A 24,333-nucleotide genomic window follows, 5' to 3' on the forward strand; every position below is an offset into this window, starting at 1 on the left:
CCGCTTCTGCGGCTCCGGCCAAGTCCGCTCCGGTTGCCGCGCCGAAGCCCGCGCCCGCTCCGGTCGAGGCAAAGCCCGCTCCGGTCGCTGAGGCCGCGCCGCCCGCGCCCGCGCCGGTCGAAGTCAAACCCGCTCCGGTCGCTGAGGCCGCGCCGTCCGCGCCCGCGCCGGTCGAAGTCAAGCCTGCTCCGGCCGCTGAGGCCGCGCCGTCCGCGCCCGCGCCGGTCGAAGTCAAGCCTGCTCCGGCCGCTGCCGCGCCGAAGCCTGCGCCGGTCGAAGTCAAGCCCGCGCCTGTCGCTTCCGCTCCCGTCGCCAAGGCGGAGCCCGCCATCGTGGTGCGGCCCCAGACCCCCGGCGGCAAGCTGGCGGCCAAGCCCGCTTTTCTCGGGATTAACCGCGAAGGCTGGCTGTTCGTCGGTGCCGGTCTGATCGGCTGGCTGGTGCTGGGCGCCATCTGGGGCTTCCTCGGAACGCTGTCCCTGCTGTTCGCCGTGTGGTGCGCCTGGTTCTTCCGCGATCCGAAGCGGGTGGTTCCGGTTCGCCCCGGTCTGGTGATTTCGCCTGCCGATGGTGTGGTTCAGACCGTCGAACAGGCGGTTCCGCCGGCGGAACTGGGCTTTGGCCCCGCGCCGCGTCCGGTCGTCCGCGTGTTCATGAATGTGTTCAACGTCCATGTGAACCGCGTTCCCGCCAACGGCACCGTCGCCCGGACCGCCTATCGTCCCGGCAAGTTCTTCGATGCCTCGCTCGACAAGGCCAGCGAGCATAACGAACGCGTCGCGGTGCGGCTGACCCTGGAAGACGGCCGCGACATCGCTTTCGTCCAGATCGCCGGTCTGGTGGCGCGTCGGATCAGCAACGATCTGAAGGACGGTCAGAAGGTCAAGGTGGGTGAGCGTTTCGGCCTGATCCGTTTCGGCAGCCGTCTCGACATCTATCTCCCCGAGGGGGCCAAGCCCTTGGTCGTGGTCGGCCAGACCGCGATTGCGGGCGAGACGGTGTTGGCCGATCTCACCTCGGCGGAACCGGCCCGGATCGGGACCACCCGCTAAATCGTTCGGTCGGGTTACGATTGGGGCCGCGCCGCCTTTGGGCCGCGCGGCCCTTTTCTTTTAATACGCGCTGGGTGGACGTCTTTCGGGGGCGTTTTCCCCCGACCCCACTCTATCTTCAATTCATTGATATATAAAGGAAATGGAGGTTTGGAGGCGTTCGCCTCCAAATCGGTCCGGGCGATAGCCCGGCCGCGCAGCGGAGCTTTAAATATGCAACGCCCGGCCAAAGGCGGCCAGAACGGCTTCGTGCATCGCTTCGGACAAGGTGGGGTGGGGGAAGATGGTGGCGATCAACTCGGCCTCGGTCGCTTCCAGGGTTCCGGCGACGGCGTAGCCCTGGATCATTTCGGTCGCTTCGGGGCCGATGATGTGAGCCCCCAGCAACTCGCCGCTGGTGGCGTCGAACACGGTCTTGACCAGCCCGTCGGCTTCGCCCAGCGCGATGGCCTTGCCGTTGGCGGCAAAGGGAAAGCGACCGATGCGCAGCGTGTGGCCCTGGGCCAGCGCGGCGGCTTCGGTCAGTCCGACCGAGGCGATCTGGGGATGGCCGTAGGTGCAGCCGGGAATGTGCCGAGGGTCGATCGGATGCAGGCCGGTCAGTCCGGCGATCGCTTCGACGCACAGCACGCCTTCGTGGCTGGCCTTGTGGGCAAGCCAGGGCGGACCGGCAACATCGCCAATCGCATAGAGGCCGGGCTGATCGGTCCGGCACAGCGAATCCGTGACGATATGGCCTTTTTCAACCCGAGCGCGGGTGGTGTCGAGCCCGATCTCCTCGACATTGCCGGTGATGCCGATCGCGACGATGACCCGATCGGCGGGCAGGCGCAGCGATTGCCCCCCGGCCTCGGCCGCGATTTCGACGTGGGACTCGTGCCGCGTCAGGCCGACGACCTTGGCCCCGGTGTGAATGCGTATCCCCTGGCGCTCGAATGCGGTCCGGGCCAGCGCCGAGATTTCCTGATCCTCGACCGGCAGGATGCGGTCGAGCGCTTCGACCACCGTCACCTCGGAGCCGAAGGCGGCGAAGAAGCTGGCGAATTCGATCCCGATCGCGCCGGACCCGATTACCACCAGACGCTTGGGCAAGATGTCGGGGGTCAGCGCCTCGCGGTAGCTCCACAGGAAGCGGCCATCGGGTTCAAAGCCGGGCAGCAGACGGGCGCGCGCGCCGGTCGCCAGGATGATGTGGGGCGCAGTGAACGCGCCTTTGCCCTCGACCGCGACTTGGCCCGGCCCGCTCAGGCGGGCGCTGCCTTCGATCACCGTCACCTTGTTTTTTTTCAGCAGATGGCGCACCCCGGCCTGAAGCCGCCCGGCGACATCGCGCGAGCGGGCGACGATGCGGTCGAGGTCGAAGCCCAGCGGACCGGTTGACAAGCCAAACGAGTCCGCCTCGCCCATCAGGCGGTAAATCTCGGCCGAGCGCAGCAGGGCCTTGGTCGGGATGCAGCCCCAATTGAGGCAGATACCGCCCAGATGCGCCCGCTCGATCAGGGTAACGGAGAGGCCAAGCTGGGCGGCGCGGATCGCGGCGACATAGCCACCCGGTCCTCCCCCGATCACGATCAGGTCGCTTGTGCTTTCGGCCATGGCACTCTCTCTTTTCTACAGCATCATCCGCAGCGGGTCTTCGAGCAGACCCTTCAGTGCGGCGAGGAAGCGGGCACCGGTCGCGCCGTCCACCGTCCGATGATCGACCGACAAGGTCACGCTCATCATTGTCGCCACCGCCAGCGCGCCTGCTTTGACGACGGGGCGGGGATCGGCGGCACCAACGGCCAGGATGCAGGCCTGGGGCGGGTTGATGATCGCGGCGAACTCGCGCACGCCATACATGCCGAGATTCGAGATGGTGAAGCCACCACCCTGATACTCTTCGGGCTTCAACCCGCCGTCGCGGGCGCGGGCGGCCAGCGCCTTGACCTCGGCGGAGAGTTCGCCCAGTCCCTTGCGGTCGGCCTGCCGGACAATCGGGGTAATCAGTCCTTCGGGCGTCGCGACCGCAATGGCGATGTCGATCTCGGTGAAGCGGCGGATCGCGGTTTCGGCCCAGGCGGCATTGGCCTCGGGCACCGCGCGCAGGCCCAGCGCGACCGCGCGCAAAATGAAATCGTTGACCGACAGCTTGTCGGGGGCGAGCCGGGTGTTGAGCTGCTCGCGCAACGCCAGCACCGCATCCATCTCGATATCGACGGTGAGGTAGAAGTGGGGAATCGTCGCCTTCGCCTCGGTCAGGCGGCGGGCAATCGTGCGGCGCATCGGCGAGAGCGGGAGATCGGTATAGCCGGTCGCCGGGGCCGTCACCCCTGGAGCCTGAGGCACAGGCGCGGGCGCGGGCGCAGCGGCAGGGACGGGCGGAGCCGGACGGGGAGCGGCCTTGGCCGCCTCGACATCGGCTTTGACGATCCGCCCGTGCGGGCCGCTGCCGGTCAGGGTGGCAAGGTCGATCCCGGCGGCGGCGGCAAGACGGCGGGCCAGCGGGCTGGCGAACAGGCGGGGAGGCTGGCTCATCACGCGCCTCCTTCGCTTGTCCGGTTGCACAAGGTGCGGGCGGCGGCGGCGACCGTATCGGGCTGGGGCAGGGCCAGATGTTCCAGATTGGCGGCATAGGGCAGCGGCACGTCGGCACCGCACACCCGGCTCGGCGGCGCGTCGAGCCAGTCGAAGGCGCGTTCGACGATCTGGGCGGCGATTTCAGCGGCGAGTCCGGCGACCGGCCAGCCTTCCTCGACAGTCAAAATCCGGTTGGTCTTTTGTACCGAGGCGACCAGGGTGTCGATGTCGAGCGGACGCAACGAGCGCAGGTTGATGACTTCGGCCTCGATCCCCTCGGCCTTCAAGGTCTGGGCGGCGTCGAGCGCGACCTGAACCATCCGCGACCACGCCACCAGGGTGATGTCGCGGCCGCTCTGGACAATCTCGGCCTGGCCGAACGGGATCACGAAATCGGGATCGTCGGGGACGTCGAAGGTCTGGCCGTACAACAACTCGTTTTCCAGCACCACCACCGGGTTGGGGTCGCGGATCGCCGTTTTCAGCAGGCCCTTGGCGTCGGCGGCGCTCCACGGCGCGACCACTTTCAGGCCGGGGCAATGGGCGTACCAGGACGAGAAATCCTGGCTATGCTGGGCCCCGACCCGGGCAGCGGCACCGTTGGGACCGCGAAAGACAATCGGACAGGACAATTGCCCCCCCGACATATAGCGGGTCTTGGCCGCCGAATTGAGGATATGGTCGATCGCCTGAAGCGAGAAGTTGAACGTCATGAACTCGACGATCGGCTTCAAACCGGTGAAGGCGGCCCCGCAGGCTAGCCCGGTGAAGCCCATTTCGGTGATCGGGGTATCGACCACCCGCTTCGGCCCGAATTCGTCGAGCAAGCCCTGGCTGATCTTGTAGGCCCCCTGATACTGGCCGACCTCCTCGCCCAACAGAAAGACGTCGGGGTCGCGGCGCATCTCCTCGGCCATCGCGTCGCGCAGGGCCTCGCGCACGGTCTGGCGATGGGTCGCCAGCGGCGCAGCGGGGAGGGCGGCGGACACGGCAACCGGAGCCGCGGGAGCGGCCGCCGGGGGCGGGGCAGGCTGGGGAGAGGGGGGAGCCGCATTGGCGTCGGGCAGCGTTTCACCGTCCACCAGCAGCAGGGCCAACGGCGTGTTGACCGCGACTCCGTCGGTTTCGGCGGGAACCAGGATGCGGCCGAGAATACCGTCCTCGATCGATTCCAGCTCCATCGTCGCTTTGTCGGTTTCGATCTCGGCCAAGGCATCGCCGGATTTGACCGCATCGCCTTCGGCCTTCAGCCAGCGGGCCAGCCGTCCTTCGCGCATCGTCGGCGACAGCGCCGGCATCAGAATCTCGATCGGCATGGGTGGCGGTCTCCGCTCAGGCTTCGGACAGAACGTCGGTCCACAATTCCGACGCGGCAGGTTCGGGGCTGGCCTGGGCGAAATCGGCGGCGGCGGCGACGCTGGCCTTGATCGTCCGGTCGATTTCCTTCAGCCCGGCCTCGTCGATCACGCCCTGGTCTTGCAGGATCTGGCGCAGCCGGTCGATCGGATCGTGGTGTTCCCGCATGTTGGACACCTCTTCCTTGCTGCGATATTTGGCTGGATCGGACATCGAATGGCCGCGATAGCGATAGGTCATCATTTCGAGGATGAACGGACCGGCTCCGGCGCGGGCATAGGCCAGGGCGCGGGCCGCTGCCGAGCGCACCGACAGCACGTTCATTCCGTCGATCCGTTCGCCGGGAATGCCATAGGCGGCCCCGCGGGCGCACAATTCGTCGCCAGCGGCATGGCGGGCCGAGGCGGTGCCCATTGCGTACAGATTGTTCTCGATCACGAACACCACCGGCAGCTTCCACAGCGCGGCCATGTTGAAGGATTCGTAGACCTGGCCCTGGTTGACCGCGCCGTCGCCGAGATAGACATGGGCGACGCCGCCATCGTTTCTGTATTGGTGGGCAAAGCCCAGACCAATCCCCAGCGGCACCTGGGCTCCGACGATGCCATGGCCGCCATAGAACCGATGCTCGCGGCTGAACATATGCATCGAGCCGCCTTTGCCGCGCGAATAGCCGCCCGAGCGTCCGGTCAGTTCGGCCATCACCCCCTTGGGGTCCAGCCCGCAGGCCAGCATGTGGGCGTGATCGCGATAGCTGGTGATGCAGGAATCCGCCGGTCCGGCCATCGCCTGCATCCCGGCGACCACCGCTTCCTGACCGATATAGAGGTGACAGAACCCGTTGATCAGTCCCATCCCGTACAATTGTCCGGCCTTTTCCTCGAAGCGGCGGATCAGCAGCATCGAGCGGTACAGCCGCAACAATTCTTCGGGCGGGGGGGTGGCGGGGGTCGGGGGCGGGATGGGAGACGGCGAGCGGGTCTTGGAAGCCATAAAAACTCCCCTGCGGATTTGAGCGAAGAGCTTATATCCAAAGGTGGAGCATTGCAGGCCGCTCCGCAAGGGGAGCAAAGGGAATTCGACGCAGCGGCGCGGTTATCGGCGGCGGTCGAACACGACGATATCGCCGTCTTTGCTCATGTTGAGCATGATGCGGGCGCGTTCTTCCAGCATATCCTGGTCGAGATGATCGGGCCGCAACAGCAGAACCCGGTGCTCCATATCGCGCCGTTCCGACGAAACCTTGGCCAGGTGCATCTCCGCCGCGAGAATCTCGTCTTGCAGGCGCAGCCACGCGCGAATCCCACGATCACCCTCAACCGTGTGATAAGCGAAATAGACGACCGCGCTGACACCGACCAGGGGTCCGGCAATGTGACGAAGATAGCGGCGAATATCCTGAATCATGGCGGGATGAAATCACAGCCCGAATTACCCCGTCAATAGCCGCTCGGAGAATAAGTAGATTTCGTCAAACTTCACGAGGTTTCGGGCAAAACATGCAAGCCGATCTGGCCTCTGTGATTTATACCACATTGACCCGATGAACAGAGAGGGAACGCGACTGTTCACGCCCGCAGCGTTTCAACTTGCCACGCCGCGTCTGGCCGCATCCGCCGCCACCAGAGCCGTTTCGGCGCTCTCGCCTGTCGCTAAGACGTGATAGCCCGAGAACATGGCGAAACTGTGCGACTGGCCCTGCCAGACAAAGGGCAGCAGGTTGATCTGCTCCATGATCTCGCGCACCTTGGTCCGCGCCATCGCCAGATTGGTGGCTACCAACACCAGAGCGAAATCGCTGCCGCCCAGCAATCCCCGCGGATCGGTGGTCCGCAAGCCTCCGATCAGAGTGGCGCAGATGTGGCGGAGCGCGGCATCACCCGCCGCGATCCCATCCTGCTGGCGGATCAGTTCTATTCCGGCGACGTGCAGCACCACCAGGGTTCCGTCGGCGTGTCCCGATCCCAGCAACGCGTCCAGCGTCCGGATAAAGCCGCGCCGGTTCGAGATCGGAAGCAGGGCGTCCTGATCGGCCAGGGTTTCCAGATAGGACAGACGGCGACGATAGTGAGAATCGACCCAGCGCAGCCGGTCAAGCTCGCCCAACAATCCGGTAATCGACTTCATTACCGCCGGAGTTACTACCGATTCGGGCAGGCCGAGGATCGAGGCGACGTCGTTGGTCGAATGCTCGGTGCGCGGCGGCTCCGATGGGGGGTAGGGCGAATGCTGAGAAGAAGGGGCATGGCCGAACCCTGGCGAGTCGCGTTCGTGCCCGCTCCCTTTGGCCGGGGCGATGGGGATCAGCGGGTCGGTGCGGAACTCGTTGGCCATTCCTTAACCTTTCTGGTCAAGGGCCGAACACAAACAAGCTGAAACTGTATCACAAATATTGACAAACTGTATCAAATGGTCGCAACCGCCATCTCCGTCTCGGCGATCGGCAGCACGACCCGGAAGATCGATCCCGCTCCGGGATCGCTTTCGACGCTAACGACGCCGCCCATCCCCTTGATCAGGTTCTGCACCACCGACAGCCCCAGCCCGGTGCCCTGGCCGACCGGCTTGGTGGTGAAAAACGGATCGAAGATACGGGCGACCGTCGCCGCATCCATTCCGCTGCCGGTATCGGCGATGCTGATCTTGACGTAATGGGCGGTGGGCGAAAGGGTCGAGAGCGGATTGAGCGGCGGGTCGGCGCTGTTCGTCTCGCTGCGGCGGTCGCGTCCGGCGGCGATCAGCGCCGCCAACGCGGCCGGGTCGAGCGCGATCAGCGACAGGGTCAGGGTGCCGTGGCCCTCCATCGCATCGCGGGCGTTGTTGACGAGATTGAGCAGCACTTGCTGCAATTGCCCGGCATCGCCGATGATTGTGGCGCTGTCGATCTCGCGCCGCCGCTCCACCTTGATCGACGGCGGCAGGGTCGAGGCCGCCATCGCGGTGAAATCGTCGAACACCCGGACCAGATCGACCGGTTGGAGGATCTTGCTCTCCTTGCGGCAATAGGCCAGCACGTTGCGGACGATGTCGCGGCTGTTCTTCGCGGCGTCGATGATCCGCCCGCAGCGCTCGGCGTTGCGCTCGTCCAGCGTGGCGGTGCGGGCAATCATCTCGGCCCCCATCAGGATCGGCCCCAGCATGTTGTTCAGTTCGTGAGCGATGCCGCCGGCCAGACGTCCCAATGCTTCGAGTTTCTGCCCTTCGTTCAGCAGGAGTTCGAGCTGACGGCGCTCGTGGACGATCCGGGTCGGCTCGGTGACGTCCTCGATGAAGAACAGCAGCGACGGTTCGGGCTCGTCGGGTGCGGCGGGATAGCGGGTGCCGGTCATCCGCCAGTGACGTTCGACTCCGTCGGCAAGCCGGGGCGAGCAGAGCAGGGCGAACGACATCCCTGCCGGGGGAATCCGCGATGGCGGCGGCAGCAATTCGTCGGGAATGAAGCTGCGCAGGTTGGTACCGAGCAGGCTGGACTCGCCGTCGTTGGCCATGCTCTCGAACGCCGGGTTGCAAAAGCGGATGGTGCCGTCCATCGTCACGACGACAATCCCCAGCGCGGCGGTAACGAAGGTCAGACGCAGGCGGCGTTCACTTTCCGCCAGCTTGCGTTCGGCGTCGCGCCGCCTAGTGATGTCGCGGCCGATCACGATCAGCGACAGCCGTCCGTCGCTGCGCAATTCACTGACGGTCATATCGAACGGGAAGCGCGATCCGTCGCGCCGCCGCCCCATCATCTCGTTCTCGATCGGGCGGTCGGGCGCGTCGGGATCGGCCGCCGCCAGCGCCACCGGTGACGGTGCGCCCGGTTCGATCAGATCGGCGAAGGGCAGGCCGGGGCCTTCGTCGGGGCCAAGCCCGAAACTCCTGCGCGCGGCGGAATTGCACCATGTCACCCGGTCGTCGTTGGACAGAATGAAGATGCAATCCTGGGCGTGATCCATCAGGGTCTGGTGATGGAATTCGGCGCGGACCTGGCGAGTGTTGTCGAGCCAGCCCCCATCCCAGACGATCCGTCCGTCCGCCGCCCGGCGCGGGCGCGAGGATTCGCGCAGCCAGCGGGTTTCGTCGCTGGCGGTGATGACGCGGAAATCAAGGCGGCAGGGGGTCAGGGTGCGGGCGGATTCCCGGATCGCCGCCAGATAGGTGTCGCGGTCGGCCCAGTGGATTCCTCCCAACGCGCCGTCGGCGGTGACGGTGAGAATTTCACGGGCGAAGCCAAGGGTGCGGGCAGTCTTGTCGGAAATCCACGGATAGCGGATGGTGCCGTCAGGCAGCATTTCACGCTGCCAGGTCAGGCAATCGAGTTCGGCCAGAATCTCGGCCCGTGATCCGCAGAACAATGCGGACACCTCCTCGCCATCGAGAGAGCGGGCTGAGGAGCCGAACGGGCCGGAACGGGTCATGACATCGCCTTAAACCAGGGATGGGGCATCCTGCTCCCCATGATTTAGTGTAGCATGACCCTTCGCGCGGGGCGAGGTCCGCCCCCGGAACGGGAGGACATGGGTGGTGGGGCCGCGCGCGCATGTGGTGGTGATCGGCAATGAAAAAGGCGGGTCGGGTAAGACCACGGTCGCGATGCATGTGACGGTGGGACTGATGCGGCTGGGGTTTCGCGTCGGCTGCATCGATCTCGATCACCGTCAGCAATCGCTCGGTCGCTATGTCGCCAACCGGGTCGGCTGGGTCGGCCGGACCGGGGTCGCGCTGCCGATGCCCCGAATGGCGGGTGTCGCCGCCTCCGACATCGATTCGAAAGCGGGGGCGGTGGCCGAGGAAAGCGCGGGCTTTGACCGGGCTCTCGACGATCTCGCCACCGATTGCGAGTTCGTCGTCGTCGATTGCCCCGGCTCCGATGTCCCGCTGGCCCGTCACGCCCACATCCACGCCGATACCCTGATTACCCCGATCAACGACAGCCTGCTCGATCTCGATCTGCTGGGGCGGCTCGATCCGGTTAACCGCACGCTGGTTCAGGCCGGTCCCTATGCCGATCTGGTGTGGGATTTGCGCCGCGAGCGGCGGCGACGCCATCGCTCTGGCATTGATTGGGTGGTAACCCGCTCGCGCCTATCGACTCTGTCCGACCGCAACAAGCTGATGATGGCCGACCTGCTGCCCGCGATGCAGAAGGTGCTGGGCTTTCGTCTCGCCGACGGGTTCGGCGAGCGGATGATCTATCGCTATCTGTTCCTGTGGGGGCTGACCGTGCTTGATCTCGATCAGGCCGGAATCGGACTGGAGATGACGAAGTCGCACCGCGCCGCCCGCGACGAGGTGTGCGCCTTGCTGGGCGAATTGTGGCTGCCCCGCGTCGCCGAGCGGCTCGACCGCCTGCGCGATCCGGTTCCACAGAGCATCGTTGGTCACACATAATGCTCCATATGATGGCGGCCATTGAGGCCGCGGCCAAGTGCCCGGAGGGCACGCCCGGCGAGGGGGATAAATAACGGCTTTAGCCAACGAAAGCGTGTTTCGCCAGCGCCGCCGCCGCCAGCAGCCACACCGTCACACCGACCTCGCGCCCGCGTCCAGACAACAGCTTGATCGCGGCAAAGGAAATCAGCCCGAAGGTGATCCCGTCGGCGATCGAGAAGGTCAGCGGCATCGCCAGCGCGGTGATCGTCGCCGGAACCGCCTCGGTGACGTCGTCCCATTCGATTCCGGAGAGGCTGCCGGTCATCACGCAGGCGACGAACAGCAGCGCCGGGGCGGTGGCATAGGGCGGCACCGACGCCGCCAGCGGGCTGAAGAACAGCGCCAGCAGGAACAAAGCGGCGACGGTGATTGCGGTGAGCCCGGTGCGTCCACCCGCCTTGATCCCGGCGGCGCTCTCGATATAGCTGGTGGTGGGGGAGGTGCCGAGCGCCGCTCCGCCGGTCGCGGCCAGGGCGTCGGCGATCAGCACCCGTCCGGTGCGGGGCAGCTTGCCGCCTGTATCCAGCAGCCCGGAGCGGTGGGCCAGCCCGACCAGGGTTCCGGCATTGTCGAACACGACGACGAACAGGAAGGCGAAGATGATCGCGACCAGCCCGAGATCGAGCGCGCCCCGGACATCCATCGCGAGGAAGGTCGGGGCAATCGGGGGGGGAGGGGAGACGATGCCGCCGAACGGGCTGACCCCCAGCGCCATCCCCGCCGCCGCCGTGCCGAGGATGCCGATCAGGATCGCGCCGGGGACTTTGCGGGCGTCAAGGGCGACCATGATCAGAAAGCCGACGATGGCAAGCAGGACCGGCGGCTGGTGCAGATCGCCCAGGGTAACCAGGGTGCTGGGATGGGCGACGATCAATCCGGCGTTCTTGAGCGCGATGGTGCCGAGAAACAGCCCGATCCCGGCCGAGATCGCCAGTTTCAGCGAATGGGGAATCGCGTCGATGATCGTCTCGCGCGCCGGAGACAGCGCCAAGGCGAGAAACAGCAGCCCCGAGACGAACACCGCGCCCAGGGCGACCTGCCAGGAATGGCCCAGCCCCAACACCACGGTATAGGTGAAATAGGCGTTCAGCCCCATTCCCGGCGCCAGCGCGATCGGATAATTGGCCAACAGCCCCATCAGCAGGCTGCCCGCCGCCGCCGCCAGACAGGTCGCGGCAAACACCGCGCCGTGATCCATCCCGGCCTCGGCCAGGATCGCCGGGTTGACGATGATGATATAGGCCATCGTCAGAAAGGTGGTCAGCCCGGCCAGAATCTCGGTCGATACCGAGCTTCCCTGAGCCTTGATCGCGAACAGACGCTCCAGCATGGATTCCCCCACCCCCCGGTGAATAATCGGTGTCAGGGATACCCCACAAGGCGACGGGAGCCAAGGCCGATCACGCGAGCGCTTTTCACATTGTTGCTCCAATGTTCCGATGATAAGGTTGCCCGCTTCTCCATGACCGCAAAGCCGGATCGTCTTGGCCAAAGCCTCTCCTCGTTTCGTCTGTCAGGAATGCGGGTCCGTCACCACCAAGTGGGCGGGCAAGTGCGAAGCCTGCGGGGCGTGGAACTCGATCCTGGAGGAAGCCACCCGCGACGAGATCCCCAAGGGGCTGTCGGGCGGCAAGGGGCGGCGAATCGATTTCGTCGCGCTGGAGGGCAATTCCGCCCCGCTGCCGCGCCTGATCACCGGTATCGGCGAACTGGACCGGGTCTGCGGCGGTGGGCTGGTGCCCGGCTCGTGCCTGCTGGTCGGCGGCGATCCCGGCATCGGCAAATCGACCTTGCTGCTTCAGGCCAGCGCGGCCCTTTCCGCCGGGGCCAAGGTTGCCTATATATCGGGTGAAGAAGCGGTCGATCAGGTGCGGATGCGCGCCCACCGGCTGGGCCATGCCCAGGCCGGGGTGGCGCTGGCCTCGGCGACCAGTCTGCGCGATATCGTTGCCACCCTCGACGGTCCCGATGCTCCCAACGTGGTGGTGATCGATTCGATCCAGACGGTTTACGCCGACAGCATCGAGGCCGCGCCCGGGACGGTTAGTCAGGTTCGCGCCGCCGCCGCCGAATTGATCCGTCTGGCCAAGCGGCGCGGCTTCGTCCTGTTCCTGGTCGGCCACGTCACCAAGGAAGGTACCATCGCCGGTCCTCGCGTGCTGGAACACATGGTCGATACCGTGCTTTACTTCGAAGGGGATCGCGGCCACCAGTTCCGTATCCTGCGCGCGACCAAGAACCGCTTTGGCGCGACCGACGAGATCGGGGTGTTCGAGATGACCGAGCGCGGCCTGTCCGAGGTCGCCAATCCCTCGGCGCTGTTTCTGGCCGAGCGGCGGGGCAATGTGTCGGGCTCGTGCGTCTATGCCGGGATCGAGGGCAGCCGACCGATGCTGGTCGAAATTCAGGCGCTGGTGGCGCCCTCTTCGCTGTCTTCGCCGCGCCGTGCCGTGGTCGGGTGGGATACCGGCCGTCTGGCGATGGTGATGGCGGTGCTCGACGCCCGTTGCGGGCTTGCTTTGTCGGGGAATGACGTTTATTTGAACGTCGCAGGCGGATTGCGCATCACCGAACCGGCGGCCGATCTCGCGGTGGCGGCGGCTTTGGTGTCCTCGTCGTCAGACGTACCGGTTCCGGCCGATATGGTCGTGTTCGGCGAGGTCGGGCTGTCGGGCGAAATTCGTGCCGTGGCCCAGGCTGACCTTCGGTTGAAGGAGGCCGCCAAGCTGGGTTTCGCCCAGGCGATGGTGCCGTCCAGGCCGCGCCGGGACAAATCGGTGGGAGCGTCGTCCGGGCCGTTGACGATCCGCACCGTCGGGCATCTTCAGGACGTGTTGGGGCTGTTCCGCCCGGCATAGCCGTCGATTGGAAACAGGGCGCATGGGAAACCTCAATATCACCGTGGTCGATGTTGTCGTGATCGGGGTTCTGCTCGGCTCGGCCGGGTTTGCCTTCCTGCGCGGCTTTGTCCAGGAAGTCCTCTCGATCACCTCGTGGGTCGGCGCGATATTCGCCACCCTGTACGGGTTCTCGACGCTCCAGCCGTTTTTCCGCTCCCAGATCGGCGTGCCATGGGCCGCCGACGCCGCGACCGGGGCCAGCCTGTTCCTGGTCACCCTGCTGGTTCTGTCGCTGGTGACCAAACGGGTGTCCGACCGCGTCCGCCAAAGTGCGATGAACAGTGTCGATTCCTCGCTCGGCTTCGTGTTCGGTCTGGCGCGCGGCGCGGTGCTGCTGTCGCTGGCCTTTCTCGCCGCCGCGTGGCTGTTCGACCGTCCCGACCATTATCCGGCGTGGCTGGCCGAGGCGCGCAGCCGCCCCTGGCTCGAGCGCGGCGGCAATATGTTGAAGGCGCTGGCGCCCGAAGGATTCGGCCAAGCCGAGTTGAAGGCCCGCAGCGTCTCGTCCGAAACCCGCCAGATGATCGAGGCGGAGCAGACCTTCCAGAAATTCGTTTCCCCCCAACCGGCCGTACCCTCTACCGTGGCTCCGGGCGCCACACCCGCTCCAGCCCGTCCGGCCCCAGTCTACGACAGCGAAAGCCGCGCCCAGATGGAGCGGCTGATCCGCGGCAATCAGTAGGATCCCCCGATGCTGACCACCCATCCTTTCGACGACGACCACCTGCATGAAGAGTGCGGGGTGTTCGGCATCTTCGGCCACCCGGAGGCGGCGGCTCACACCGCGCTCGGGTTGCACGCGCTGCAACATCGCGGCCAGGAAGCGGCCGGACTCGTCACTTACGACGGTCACCAGTTCCACAATCACCGCGGCCTCGGCCATGTCGAAGATAATTTCGGCAACGAATCGGTGATCCGCAAGCTGAAGGGGACGATGGCCGTCGGCCATGTCCGCTATTCGACCACCGGCGAGACCCTGCTGCGCAACGTCCAGCCGCTGTTCGCCGAGATGGAGTTTGGCGGACTTGCGCTCGGCCATAACGGCAATTTGACCAACGCAATGGCGCTACGTCGCCAACTGGTCCGGCGCGGCTGTCTGTTCCAATCGACCACCGACACCGAAGTGATCATCCATCTGATCGCGATCAGCCTCTATTCGACGGTCGAGGACCGGCTGATCGACGCGTTGCGTCAGGTCGAAGGGGCCTATTCCCTGGTCGCGCTGACGCCGGATTCGGTGATCGGTGTCCGCGATCCGCTCGGCATCCGTCCGCTCTGTCTGGGTCGGATGGAAAAGAGCTGGGTGCTGGCCTCGGAATCCTGCGCGCTCGACATCATCGGGGCGGAATTCGTCCGCGACGTCGAACCGGGCGAGATCGTGATCCTGTCGGCCGAGGGCGTCCGCTCGCTGAAGCCGTTCGCCAAGCATCCCAGCCGCTTCTGCATCTTCGAGTACATCTATTTCGCCCGTCCGGACTCGATGATCGAAGGCATCAGCGTCTATGAGGTGCGCAAGCGCATCGGCGCCGAACTGGCCCGTGAAAGCGGGGTCGAGGCCGATCTGGTGGTGCCGGTGCCCGATTCCGGCGTGCCGGCCGCGATCGGCTATGCCGCCGAGGCGGGAGTGCCGTTCGAACTGGGCATCATCCGCAACCATTATGTCGGCCGCACCTTCATCCAGCCGACCGACAGCATCCGCCATACCGGCGTCAAGATGAAGCACAACGCCAACCGCGCCTCGCTGGCCGGAAAGCGGGTGGTGCTGGTCGATGATTCGATCGTGCGCGGCACCACGTCCCGCAAGATCGTCGAGATGGTGCGTCAGGCCGGGGCGACCGAGGTCCACATGCGGATTTCCAGCCCGCCCACGACCTATTCCTGCTATTTCGGCATCGACACGCCGGAGCGGAGCAAGCTGCTGGCCGCCCGTCACGATGTCGAGGGAATGGCCCGCCTGATCGGGGTCGATTCGCTGGCCTTCATCTCGCTCGACGGCCTTTACCGCGCCGTCGGCGAACCCGGCCGCGATGCCGCCCTGCCGCATTATTGCGACGCCTGTTTCACCGGCGACTATCCGGTGCGGCCGACCGATTTCATCGACAATGGCGGCGAGATCGAGCAATTGTCCCTGTTGACGGAGGACAATGCCTGATGTCGGGGCTGCTCGCGGGTAAGGTCGCGCTGGTCACCGGCGCGTCGCGGGGAATCGGTGCCGCCGTGGTGCGGCGTTTCGCTGCCGAAGGGGCGGAGATCATCGCGATCGCCCGCAATCAGCCCTCGCTGGAGGAACTCGACGACGAGATTCGCGCCAAGGGCGGCAAGCCGCTGGTGCTGGTGCCCGAGGATGTGCGGACTCCGGATGTGATCGACCGCGTTGCCGCCGCGATCTTCGACCGCTGGGGCCGTCTTGACGCCCTGGTCGGCAATGCCGGGGTGGTCGGCGGCGGGCTGCGGCCGGTCGCCCATCTCGAACCCCGCGTTTGGGACGAGATGATCGCCGTCAACCTCAGCGCCAATTGGCGTCTGATCCGGGCGATGGACCCGCTGCTGCGGATGTCCGAGGCGGGCCGCGCCGTGTTCACCGCCGCTGCCGAGGCGCACGAGGCTCCTGCCTTCTGGGGCGGCTATGCCGCGTCGAAGGCCGGTCTGGAGGCGATGGTGCGTTGCTGGGCGGCCGAGGTCGCCAACGTCACGTCCTTGCGGATCAACCTGCTTGATCCCGGCCCGGTCGCCACCCGGTTGCGGACCATCGCCTATCCCGGCGAAGACCAGACCCGGTTGACCCAGCCCGACGCGGTGGCCGGGGCGTTCCTGGCGCTGTGCCTGCCCTCGTGCGAGCGGCATGGCGACCGTGTCCTCGCCGCCGACCTGACGGCCTGATCCAGAGGCTTCGCCGCAAGGGACGGCCTTGCCGAGGGTTTCGGATGGGGCCACCCTTGCGGGCCGCTCGCTCCCGCCTCTTCGGGCTTGCGCCCCCGGCGGAGGATGAGTTATCCCCATGGATGGGGTTTGCCGGTCGGCGCAACGTCTTGAAAACAGGGGCGGCCTCGAGAGGGTCGGCAGCAGCAAGATGAGTCCTTCCGGTTCGCACGACGCCATGAAAGCCTTCGAAGCGAAGGCGGCCAACCTGATCGCCGCGACCCGCTCCCTGGACATTCCTCATATCCTGCTGGTGCGTCGCCTGACCCTGGCCGACCCGGAAGCGCGCAAATGGGCCAGCGAAAAACAGCTTAATGTCGTTTTTTCGGTGGTGCTGGCCAAGGCGGCGGAGCGGCTGGGTCTGGCTGCGCTGCGCCGGATGCGCGAGCAGGGGCTGATCCCGCTGCTGCCCAAGGACAAGACCGGGCAGGGCGAGGATTTCCGGGTGCTGTCCGACGTCGTTACCCAATTGCTGGGGCCGCCCGAGATGAGCGAGGCGGAGGCCACCCGCTCGGCGTTTCGGGCGCTGATCGAGCGTGATTTTCCGCCCACTCCGGCACGGGCGGCGCGGACCCAGACTCCGCTGCGCGAGCCGCCGCCGTTGTTCGCCGCCCAATTAGGCCCCGCCGCCGAGCGCCGAACCGGTCGGATGTTGGCGGCCCTTCCCGCCACCGAGTCCGAGACCGGTCCCGTCGCTGTGGTCGATTTCGCCACTTTTTTCGACGAAACCCTGTGCGCCTATGCTCAGAAGACGCTCAGCATGTTCCGCATCACCGGGTCATCGCACGGGGTTCGGTTGCCTTTTCTGCTCGCCCCCGAATTCGGTCAGGCCTATCGCGAGGTGCTGCAACGCTTCGTCCTGCCGCAGATGCGCGCCACCCGCCACATCCAGACCCTGGCCCAAAGCACCAATTGGGCCGAGGCCGGGGCCGACCGCCTGATCGAGATCATTCAGGGCAGCGAGGTCAATAACCCGGTTCTGCACAATTGGGATTCGCGCTGGGCTTCGTTCCGGACGAGTAAGCCGGTCAAGGGGCGCAAGCCGACGTTAAAGCCCGAGGACAATCCGTGGCCGCTGCTGCGCGAAGAGGCGACCCGGTGCAATTTCCAGCCGCCCGGCGAGGACGACATCGTCTTGCTGAAGGACGTGATCCGCTTCGAGGCCGACGTGATGGCCAAATGCTGGCGCGAACTGGGGCAACTCTATGCGCAGGAATTCGTCCCCTCCGGTCGTCCCGACCAGGGACGCGAAGGGGCCCTGCGCGACGGCATCATCAAATGGGTCGCCAAGATGCCCGACCATGTCGGCGAGCATATGGCGATCAAGGCGATGTTCGAGTTCGAGAAGATCGACGCGGCGTGGTTACGCAAGCTGTTGGGCAGCTTTGGCCGCACCGATTCCGAGCGCAGGCGCGTCGTGCCCTATCTGGCCGATTTCGTCGCCCAGCTTTATTGAGGCGACAGACGGCAGGGGGTGCGACCGCTCCCGGTCAGGTCTGGTGAAGACGAAGAGACGCGAAAAGACCTGCGGCTTCCACGTCGCGCCGCTTTTCGCGCCTCTCCAGCCGGATTGGGGGTCCGGGCGGGAGCGGCCTTGTCCACAGCCTGAACTCCCCCCGGTCCCCGGTCATTGAAAAAGCATAATCCTATCACAGTCTAATCGGCGGCCAGGGCCTCACGCCGCGCCTCGATGACCTTTTCGGCAACCCGTCCGCTCAGTTCCTGAAGGTGATCGAACGTCCAGGCGAAGGTGCCGACACCCATCGTCAGCGAGCGCAGTTCGACGATCAGATCGTCCATTTCCGCCTGGGGCAGATAGGCGTTGACGGTGTCCCAGCCGGGCCAGCCCTCGCGGGCGTCGAAGCCGAGGATCTGGCCGCGCCGTCCCGACACGATCCGTTGCGCCTTGGCGGTATAGTCGCTGGGGACCGACAGTTCGACCAGCAGCACCGGTTCGAGCAGGATCGGCTCGCATTGCGGCATCCCTTCGGCCATCCCGATCCGGGCGGCGGTCTTGAACGCCATGTCGGAACTATCGACGGCGTGATAGCTGCCCTGGGTCAGGGTGACCGACAGATCGACCACCGGGAAGCCCAGCGCCCCCTGCGACAGGGATTCGGTGACACCCTGCTCGACCGCCGGGATGAAGTGACGCGGCACCACGCCGCCGACCACCGTCTCGCGGAACTGAAAGCCCGAGCCGCGGGGCAGGGGGGCGATGTCGAGATAGACGTCGCCGAACTGGCCGTGGCCGCCCGACTGCTTCTTGTGCCGTCCATGCACCGTGGTGGCCTTGCGGATCGTTTCCTTGTAGGGAACGGTTGGCTTGCGGGTCACCACCTGCATGTTGAAGCGGCTTTTCAGCCGGTCGATCGCCACCAGCAGGTGGATTTCGCCCTGGCCGCGCAGGACCAGTTCGCCGAACTCACTGTGATCGAGCACCAGCGAGGGGTCTTCCTCGCACAATTTGGCCAGAACCCCGGTCAGCTTGACGTCGTCGCCCTTTTTCTCGGCGGCGACGGCCAGAGCGAACAGCGGCGACAGCGGCTTGGACCAGGGCAAAGCGGCGGCGCTGTCCGCGCACAGAACCCCGCCGGTCAGGATCGAATCGAGGCGGCCGAACGCGGCGACATCGCCGACGGAGACGCGGGGAGCCTTGGCCGGGCCGGTGGCGGTGGGGAGGTAGAGGCCGGAAATGCGGTCGCCGCCGATGGTCTGGTTATCGGCGAACTCGCCGCGCCAGACCCGGCCATAGCTCAGCTTGCCGGTATGCTGGGCGTGGATCGACTTGAAAATCTGGGCCAGCGGGGGGCCGTCGGCGGCGACGCCCAGGCGGCGGGCGGTGGTCTGCGGGCCGGGGACGTCGTGGCGCAGGGCCTTCAGCAGGCGGCGGATGCCGCTGTCGTTCTCGGCCGAGCCGAAGAACACCGGAACAATCAGATTTTCGGCCACATCGCGCGACAGATCCTGATACAATTCGTCGGGCGGCGGCTGGATGTCCTCCAGCAATTCTTCCATCAGGTGGTCGTCGTAATCGGCCAGATGCTCCAGCAATTGCTGACGGGCGCGTGATTCCTCGCTCTGGAGTTCGTCGGGGATGCGGATCAGGTCCGAGGGCTGGCCGGGGCGGTAGCGGTAGGCGCGCTCGGACACCAGATCAATATAGCCGGTGACGGCCTCGCCTTCGCGGATCGGCACTTCGCGCAGCACCAGCGGACGGTCCGACACCGCCTGAAGACCGTCCAGGGTCTCGGTCAGCCGGGTGCCGGCGGTATCGACCTTGTTGATGAACAGAAGGTGCGGAATCTTGCGCTCGTCGAGGAATTTCAGCATCGGCGCGACCATCACCGCGCGGGCGGGATCGGGCTCGCACACCACGATGGCGGCATCGACGACGGCCAGGGCGTTCAGGGACTCCTGTTTGAATTCAACAGAGCCGGGGCAGTCGATAAAGGTCCAGGTCTCGCCCAGATACTGGGCAGCGGCGATGTTGGGCTCGACACTCATCTGCCGGGCGCGCGCCTCGGGACTGGAATCGCCGACGGTCGATCCGTCGCGGGTGCGGCCCTTGCGGGCAATCGTCCCACACGCGGACAGCAAAGCTTCGAGAAGGCTGGTTTTGCCGCTGGCGTAAGGGCCGACCAAAGCGGCTGCCCGCGGCAGGGAAGGGGTTCTTGACGTCATAGTCCCTCCTGGGGAACTCAAAGGTTCATCGCGGCGAATTTCATCCCCCTCGTCGCGTGGCGGCGCCCCCCGCCGCTCTGACCATAACCATTTCAGCAGATGACGCCGCAGGCAACCGGAAACACGACGGGGCGCTCGATTGCCAAACATGGCCGCTCTGCCTGAAAAACAGGCGCTCCTGCACAAGTATCGGGCAGAGTTCACGACGCAGAGCGGCGGATTCATGCGCTTTTCCGGGTGGCCGAAGTGGCACGAGCCGTGCTAAATGATTGGCTCATTCAACGTGGGCTCGACGCTCGTTCAACGCGGGCCCTACGCCATTTCTTCCATAGACGGCGGGTACATGAAGAAGATCGAAGCGATCATAAAGCCCTTCAAGCTTGATGAAGTGAAGGAAGCCCTTCACGAAGTCGGGCTTCAGGGCCTTACCGTGACCGAGGCCAAAGGTTTCGGCCGGCAGAAAGGGCATACCGAGCTGTATCGCGGCGCCGAGTACGTGGTGGACTTCCTGCCCAAGGTCAAGATCGAGCTGGTGATCGACGAGTCTCTGGTCGAACGCGCCGTCGAGGCAATCCAGCAGGCCGCTCACACCGGCCGGATCGGCGATGGCAAGATCTTCATCTCCACGGTCGAGGAAGCGATCCGCATCCGCACCGGCGAGCGCGGCAGCGACGCAATCTAAGGGGGGTGGCGGCTCCATCTCGTGATGAACGGCAAGGGCCGCCGAACACGTTTTCTGAGCACATCCGTCTTTTGAATCCAACTGTCAGGAAAGTGGCCATGTCCGACGACGTCCAGAAGGTCCTCGAACTGATCAAAGAAAATGACGTCAAGTACGTCGATTTCCGTTTTACCGATCCCCGCGGCAAGTGGCAGCACACCGCCCAGCACGTTTCCACCGTCGATGCCGACATGCTGAACGAAGGCATCATGTTCGACGGCTCGTCGATCGCCGGGTGGAAGAGCATCAACGAATCCGACATGATTCTGATGCCGGACCCCTCGTCGGCCGTGATGGACCCGTTTGCCGCCCAGGCGCAGTTGATCATCAACTGTGACATTGTCGAGCCGGCGACCGGCCAGCTGTACGACCGCGATCCGCGCTCGATCGCGAAGCGTGCCGAGGCTTATGTCAAGTCGTCGGGCGTGGGCGATGCGACCTATTTCGGCCCCGAGGCCGAATTCTTCATCTTCGACGACGTCAAGTACTCGGTCGGGATGAACAAGGGCTATTACGAAGTGTCGTCGGAAGACGGCGTCGAAGCGCAGGGCAAGGACTTCCCCGAAGGCAATTTGGGCCACCGCCCGGGCGTCAAGGGCGGCTACTTCCCGGTTCCGCCGGTGGACGGCCATGTCGATATTCGTGCCGAGATGCTGACCGTGATGGGCGAAATGGGCCTGCCGATCGAGAAGCATCACCACGAAGTGGCCTCGTCGCAGCACGAACTGGGCATCAAGTTCGGCAGCCTGGTCCAGGCCGCCGACTGGATCCAGATCTACAAGTACGTCGTCCACAACGTCGCCGCCTCCTATGGCAAGTCCGCGACCTTCATGCCGAAGCCGATCTATGGCGATAACGGCTCGGGCATGCACGTCCACCAGTCGATCTGGAAGGCGGGTAAGCCGCTGTTCGCCGGCACCGGCTATGCCGACCTGTCGGAAACCGCGCTGTACTACATCGGCGGTATCATCAAGCATGCCAAGGCGATCAACGCCTTCACCAACCCGCTGACCAACAGCTACAAGCGCCTGATCCCCGGCTTCGAGGCTCCGGTGCTGCTGGCCTACTCGTCGCGTAACCGTTCGGCCTCGTGCCGCATTCCCTACTCGGCCTCGCCGAAGGGCAAGCGCGTCGAAATCCGCTTCCCCGATCCGGGTGCCAACCCGTACCTCGCCTTCTCGGCGATGCTGATGGCTGGCCTCGACGGTATCGCCAACAAGATCCACCCCGGCGATCCGATGGACAAGAACCTGTACGACCTGCCGCCGGCCGAGCTGGCCCAGGTCCCGACCGTGTGCGGTTCGCTGCGCGAAGCTCTGGACAGCCTGAAGGCCGACCACGACTTCCTCGTCAAGGGCGACGTCTTCTCGAAGGACTTCATCGAGAGCTACATCGACCTGAAGTTCGAAGAAGTCTATCGCTTCGAGCACACCCCGCATCCGGTCGAGTTCCAGATGTATTACAGCGTTTAATCGCTGTAAGGGGTTCCGTGGCTTTCACCGACCCAGACAATGGGATGGTGGACCAGCCCGGTGGACTAAGTTAAAGGAAGCCCCTGTCGTCTTATGGCGGCAGGGGTTTTCTCTTTATGATCTTCACCAAAGCCGCTGATATACTTCCCGGCCTTGGGGTTCATTTTCCACCGAGGCCATACATCCCGATGGCCATCCAACTCCACCGCCGATCCGCAGCGCCACGCCCGAAAGTCCAGGCAGGGGCGCGGCATAGGGGGGGGCGAGCGGGGCTTTGCGTTTACTCTATAGGTGATGTATCGTAATTTATATCAACTAGGAGTTAAATGATGTCTCAGACGAAGAAGGTGTTGGCCTCGAAGCTCGGGGTTACTTTGGTGGAGGTGACTTTGGATGGTCCCGGAGGATTGCCCTTGGCGAAAGCCTATGTGGTGAGACGACCGGACACTCCAGAGATAAAAAATTTCGACAGCCACCAGCTGGCTGAAGCCCATTTCAATGACGTGGTGAGGTCGTTAGCCGGTTGATGGGGATCTGATAGGCGCACGCCACTTCGGATCGTGTCCCCTGGATTTGTGTAACAGCGCTGTCGCCGTTTAATCTCCGGCAGGATTTGCGAGCCAGTCTTCTGACCGCAAGCCATCGACGCGCTTGAACTCAGCTAAGTTGCCGGTGACGACCACCAACCCCCGGCTTCGAGCATGCCCGGCGATCATCAAATCATAGGGGCCGATGACGTGCCCTTTTCGTTCGAGATCGGCTCGAATATCGGCAAAATGCGCCGCCGCCGCATTGTCGAATGGCAATACATCAAGCCGCGCCGCGAATGCCTCAACCTGATTTCGGTTTTCGACTGGTTTTGCCGATTTCTCCGCGCCGTTCAGGAGTTCGGCAAGCGTTACCGTCGAGATGCAGAGCGCCGCCGCCTCCACGTTAAAGCGCTCTCGGAGGCCGGTGGGGCGATCACGTAAAAGCCGGATACAGAGATTGGTGTCGAGCATGAAGCGGAGCACGTCAGAAGCTCTCCCGATCCTGCATCGCGGGCTGTTCGCGTTCCGGCACATCAATCCCGGAAGCGTCAAAAAAATCATCCCATATAGCTGTGGCCGGAACGATGATTCGACGCGCACCATCGCGCAGAATCGCGACATCCCGCACCCCTTCGGGAAACGCAACATCCTTCGGCAGGCGGACAGCTTGGGACCGATTGCTTTGGAACAAGGTTGTACGGGTCATCCGGCACCTCAGTGTGTGAGTGGATAAACCGTATATCCCGCCCTGGGATATGTCAAAGGGATATACCTAAAATTATCAGCCATGCTTTTCGCTTGGCCGACAAGGCCATCCCCCCCGGCCCTCGCCGGGAGGCAAGGGCCGAGCCGCTCCCATGAGACGGCATTCAACATCGTTCTCGATCTGCAAAGCTCTGACGGATCAGGCGAAGCGCGAGAAGTCGGGCGGACGCTTGGCGAAGAACGCATCGACCGCTTCGCGCAATTCCGGCGAGCGCAGCCGACCGATGAACACGTCCGCTTCCGCGACGATGCGGTCATCGACCGTTTCCCGAGGCGATTTGAGCAGGGCCTTGACCTGACGCAACGCTTCGGGGGCCTTGGCGGCGAGGCGGGCGGCTAGGGCTAGCGCCTCGGGGAGCAGGTCTTCGCTATCGACGACGCGGGCGACCAGACCGATCTCGCGCGCGGTTTCGGCGTCGATGGGGTCGCCCAGCATCAGCATCGCGGCGGCGCGGTGATAGCCGACGAGGCGGGGCAGCAGCAGCGAACTGCCCGCTTCGGGGACCAGACCGAGATTGATGAAGGGGAACGCGATTTGCGCTCCCCGCGCGGCGATCACGACGTCGCAATGCAGCAGCATCGTGGCACCGACCCCGATCGCCGGTCCCTCGATTGCTGCGACCAGCACCTTGCTGGCCGAGGCCAGGGCGCGGATGAAGCGAAATGCCGGGTGGTCGGGGCCTTCGGGCGGGTTGTCCAGGAAATCGCGCAGATCGTTGCCCGCGGTGAAAAAGCCGCCATGGCCTTGAAAGAGAACGACCCGCACGGCCGGATCGGCCTCGGCCGCCTCCAGCGCCGCCGCCAGTTCGCCATACATCGCCACGGTGATCGCATTGCGCTTATCCGGCCGGTCGAAGCCGAGGATCAGCGTCGCCCCGTCGTGCCGGATGCTCACTCCCGTCATATCGAATCCTTCCCTGATGATTGTTTTTATTGAGTTATTTAAATCCAGGCCCCCGC

General features: G+C 65.0%; 22 protein-coding genes. 10 read left to right on the forward strand and 12 right to left on the reverse strand.

Translation table 11 applies throughout. The features are described 5' to 3' along the window. Positions 1 to 362: 362 nt before the first annotated feature. Positions 363 to 1,052, forward strand: a complete 690-nt coding sequence (locus BLW40_RS17885; RefSeq protein WP_074766377.1) for a phosphatidylserine decarboxylase — start codon at positions 363 to 365, stop codon at positions 1,050 to 1,052. Positions 1,053 to 1,259: 207 nt separating this feature from the next. Here BLW40_RS17885 and lpdA read toward each other — a convergent pair whose 3' ends face one another. The 7 genes from lpdA to BLW40_RS05160 all read right to left on the reverse strand — a co-directional run bounded on the left by lpdA (position 1,260) and on the right by BLW40_RS05160 (position 9,367). Beyond that, positions 1,260 to 2,648 carry a dihydrolipoyl dehydrogenase gene (gene lpdA, locus BLW40_RS05130; RefSeq protein WP_074766203.1) on the reverse strand — a complete coding sequence of 463 codons (1,389 nt, stop codon included), beginning with the start codon at positions 2,646 to 2,648 and terminating at the stop codon, positions 1,260 to 1,262. A 15-nt stretch (positions 2,649 to 2,663) separates the two neighbouring features. After that, positions 2,664 to 3,569, reverse strand: coding sequence for a 2-oxo acid dehydrogenase subunit E2 (locus BLW40_RS05135; RefSeq protein ID WP_074766204.1), 906 nt, complete (start codon positions 3,567 to 3,569; stop codon positions 2,664 to 2,666). Beyond that, positions 3,569 to 4,927, reverse strand: a complete 1,359-nt coding sequence (locus BLW40_RS05140) for a pyruvate dehydrogenase complex E1 component subunit beta (RefSeq protein WP_074766206.1) — start codon at positions 4,925 to 4,927, stop codon at positions 3,569 to 3,571. Before BLW40_RS05140 ends, BLW40_RS05135 begins: the two co-directional genes overlap by 1 nt. Before the next feature lie 16 nt (positions 4,928 to 4,943). After that, positions 4,944 to 5,960: a pyruvate dehydrogenase (acetyl-transferring) E1 component subunit alpha gene (gene pdhA / locus BLW40_RS05145; protein ID WP_074766208.1), complete on the reverse strand. Its 1,017-nt coding sequence runs from the start codon at positions 5,958 to 5,960 to the stop codon at positions 4,944 to 4,946. Between the two features lie 102 nt (positions 5,961 to 6,062). Further along, positions 6,063 to 6,374 (reverse strand): FtsB family cell division protein, encoded by a 312-nt coding sequence (locus BLW40_RS05150; RefSeq protein WP_244511060.1) that lies wholly within the window; start codon positions 6,372 to 6,374, stop codon positions 6,063 to 6,065. Positions 6,375 to 6,551: 177 nt separating this feature from the next. Then, a complete protein-coding gene (locus BLW40_RS05155; protein WP_074766210.1) occupies positions 6,552 to 7,301 on the reverse strand; it encodes a GGDEF domain-containing protein in 750 nt (249 codons plus the stop codon). 71 nt (positions 7,302 to 7,372) lie between these two features. Continuing rightward, positions 7,373 to 9,367 (reverse strand): ATP-binding protein, encoded by a 1,995-nt coding sequence (locus BLW40_RS05160; protein WP_074766212.1) that lies wholly within the window; start codon positions 9,365 to 9,367, stop codon positions 7,373 to 7,375. A gap of 103 nt (positions 9,368 to 9,470) precedes the next feature. Here BLW40_RS05160 and BLW40_RS05165 point away from each other — a divergent pair, with 103 nt between their 5' ends. Beyond that, complete coding sequence (locus BLW40_RS05165) at positions 9,471 to 10,340, forward strand: division plane positioning ATPase MipZ (protein WP_083386626.1); 870 nt, start codon at positions 9,471 to 9,473, stop codon at positions 10,338 to 10,340. Positions 10,341 to 10,419: 79 nt separating this feature from the next. Here the strand turns inward: BLW40_RS05165 and BLW40_RS05170 are convergent, their stop codons facing one another. Next, a complete protein-coding gene (locus BLW40_RS05170; protein ID WP_074766215.1) occupies positions 10,420 to 11,712 on the reverse strand; it encodes an NCS2 family permease in 1,293 nt (430 codons plus the stop codon). Positions 11,713 to 11,866: 154 nt separating this feature from the next. On the opposite strand from BLW40_RS05170, the gene radA reads away from it, so the two are divergent. The 5 genes from radA (at position 11,867) to BLW40_RS05195 (ending at position 17,657) form a co-directional block, all read left to right on the forward strand. Beyond that, positions 11,867 to 13,240: a DNA repair protein RadA gene (gene radA, locus BLW40_RS05175; RefSeq protein ID WP_074766218.1), complete on the forward strand. Its 1,374-nt coding sequence runs from the start codon at positions 11,867 to 11,869 to the stop codon at positions 13,238 to 13,240. 22 nt (positions 13,241 to 13,262) lie between these two features. After that, positions 13,263 to 13,964, forward strand: coding sequence for a CvpA family protein (locus BLW40_RS05180; RefSeq protein WP_074766220.1), 702 nt, complete (start codon positions 13,263 to 13,265; stop codon positions 13,962 to 13,964). A gap of 9 nt (positions 13,965 to 13,973) precedes the next feature. After that, positions 13,974 to 15,434, forward strand: a complete 1,461-nt coding sequence (gene purF / locus BLW40_RS05185; RefSeq protein WP_074766222.1) for an amidophosphoribosyltransferase — start codon at positions 13,974 to 13,976, stop codon at positions 15,432 to 15,434. Beyond that, complete coding sequence (locus tag BLW40_RS05190) at positions 15,434 to 16,162, forward strand: SDR family NAD(P)-dependent oxidoreductase (RefSeq protein ID WP_074766224.1); 729 nt, start codon at positions 15,434 to 15,436, stop codon at positions 16,160 to 16,162. Before purF ends, BLW40_RS05190 begins: the two co-directional genes overlap by 1 nt. A gap of 190 nt (positions 16,163 to 16,352) precedes the next feature. After that, entirely contained in the window at positions 16,353 to 17,657 is a 1,305-nt protein-coding gene (locus tag BLW40_RS05195) for a hypothetical protein (protein WP_074766381.1), read from the forward strand. 200 nt (positions 17,658 to 17,857) lie between these two features. On the opposite strand, the gene BLW40_RS05200 is transcribed toward BLW40_RS05195, so the two are convergent. After that, entirely contained in the window at positions 17,858 to 19,885 is a 2,028-nt protein-coding gene (locus tag BLW40_RS05200) for an elongation factor G (RefSeq protein ID WP_074766226.1), read from the reverse strand. Between the two features lie 343 nt (positions 19,886 to 20,228). On the opposite strand from BLW40_RS05200, the gene BLW40_RS05205 reads away from it, so the two are divergent. The 3 genes from BLW40_RS05205 (at position 20,229) to BLW40_RS05215 (ending at position 22,605) form a co-directional block, all read left to right on the forward strand. Further along, positions 20,229 to 20,567, forward strand: coding sequence for a P-II family nitrogen regulator (locus BLW40_RS05205; RefSeq protein ID WP_002726357.1), 339 nt, complete (start codon positions 20,229 to 20,231; stop codon positions 20,565 to 20,567). A 98-nt stretch (positions 20,568 to 20,665) separates the two neighbouring features. Continuing rightward, the gene (glnA, locus tag BLW40_RS05210) at positions 20,666 to 22,078 is read left to right on the forward strand and encodes a type I glutamate--ammonia ligase (RefSeq protein ID WP_074766228.1); all 1,413 of its coding nucleotides are present in this window, start codon (positions 20,666 to 20,668) and stop codon (positions 22,076 to 22,078) included. 326 nt (positions 22,079 to 22,404) lie between these two features. Continuing rightward, complete coding sequence (locus BLW40_RS05215; protein ID WP_074766230.1) at positions 22,405 to 22,605, forward strand: hypothetical protein; 201 nt, start codon at positions 22,405 to 22,407, stop codon at positions 22,603 to 22,605. 69 nt (positions 22,606 to 22,674) lie between these two features. Here the strand turns inward: BLW40_RS05215 and vapC are convergent, their stop codons facing one another. The 3 genes from vapC to BLW40_RS05230 all read right to left on the reverse strand — a co-directional run bounded on the left by vapC (position 22,675) and on the right by BLW40_RS05230 (position 24,277). Further along, positions 22,675 to 23,079 carry a type II toxin-antitoxin system tRNA(fMet)-specific endonuclease VapC gene (vapC, locus tag BLW40_RS05220; protein WP_425283698.1) on the reverse strand — a complete coding sequence of 135 codons (405 nt, stop codon included), beginning with the start codon at positions 23,077 to 23,079 and terminating at the stop codon, positions 22,675 to 22,677. A 13-nt stretch (positions 23,080 to 23,092) separates the two neighbouring features. Continuing rightward, positions 23,093 to 23,314, reverse strand: a complete 222-nt coding sequence (gene vapB, locus BLW40_RS05225) for a type II toxin-antitoxin system VapB family antitoxin (protein ID WP_074766234.1) — start codon at positions 23,312 to 23,314, stop codon at positions 23,093 to 23,095. 198 nt (positions 23,315 to 23,512) lie between these two features. Continuing rightward, positions 23,513 to 24,277 (reverse strand): enoyl-CoA hydratase, encoded by a 765-nt coding sequence (locus BLW40_RS05230; RefSeq protein ID WP_083386627.1) that lies wholly within the window; start codon positions 24,275 to 24,277, stop codon positions 23,513 to 23,515. Between the last annotated feature and the right edge of the window lie 56 nt (positions 24,278 to 24,333).

This window comes from Magnetospirillum fulvum, from assembly GCF_900108475.1.
Classification (GTDB): domain Bacteria; phylum Pseudomonadota; class Alphaproteobacteria; order Rhodospirillales; family Magnetospirillaceae; genus Phaeospirillum; species Phaeospirillum fulvum_A.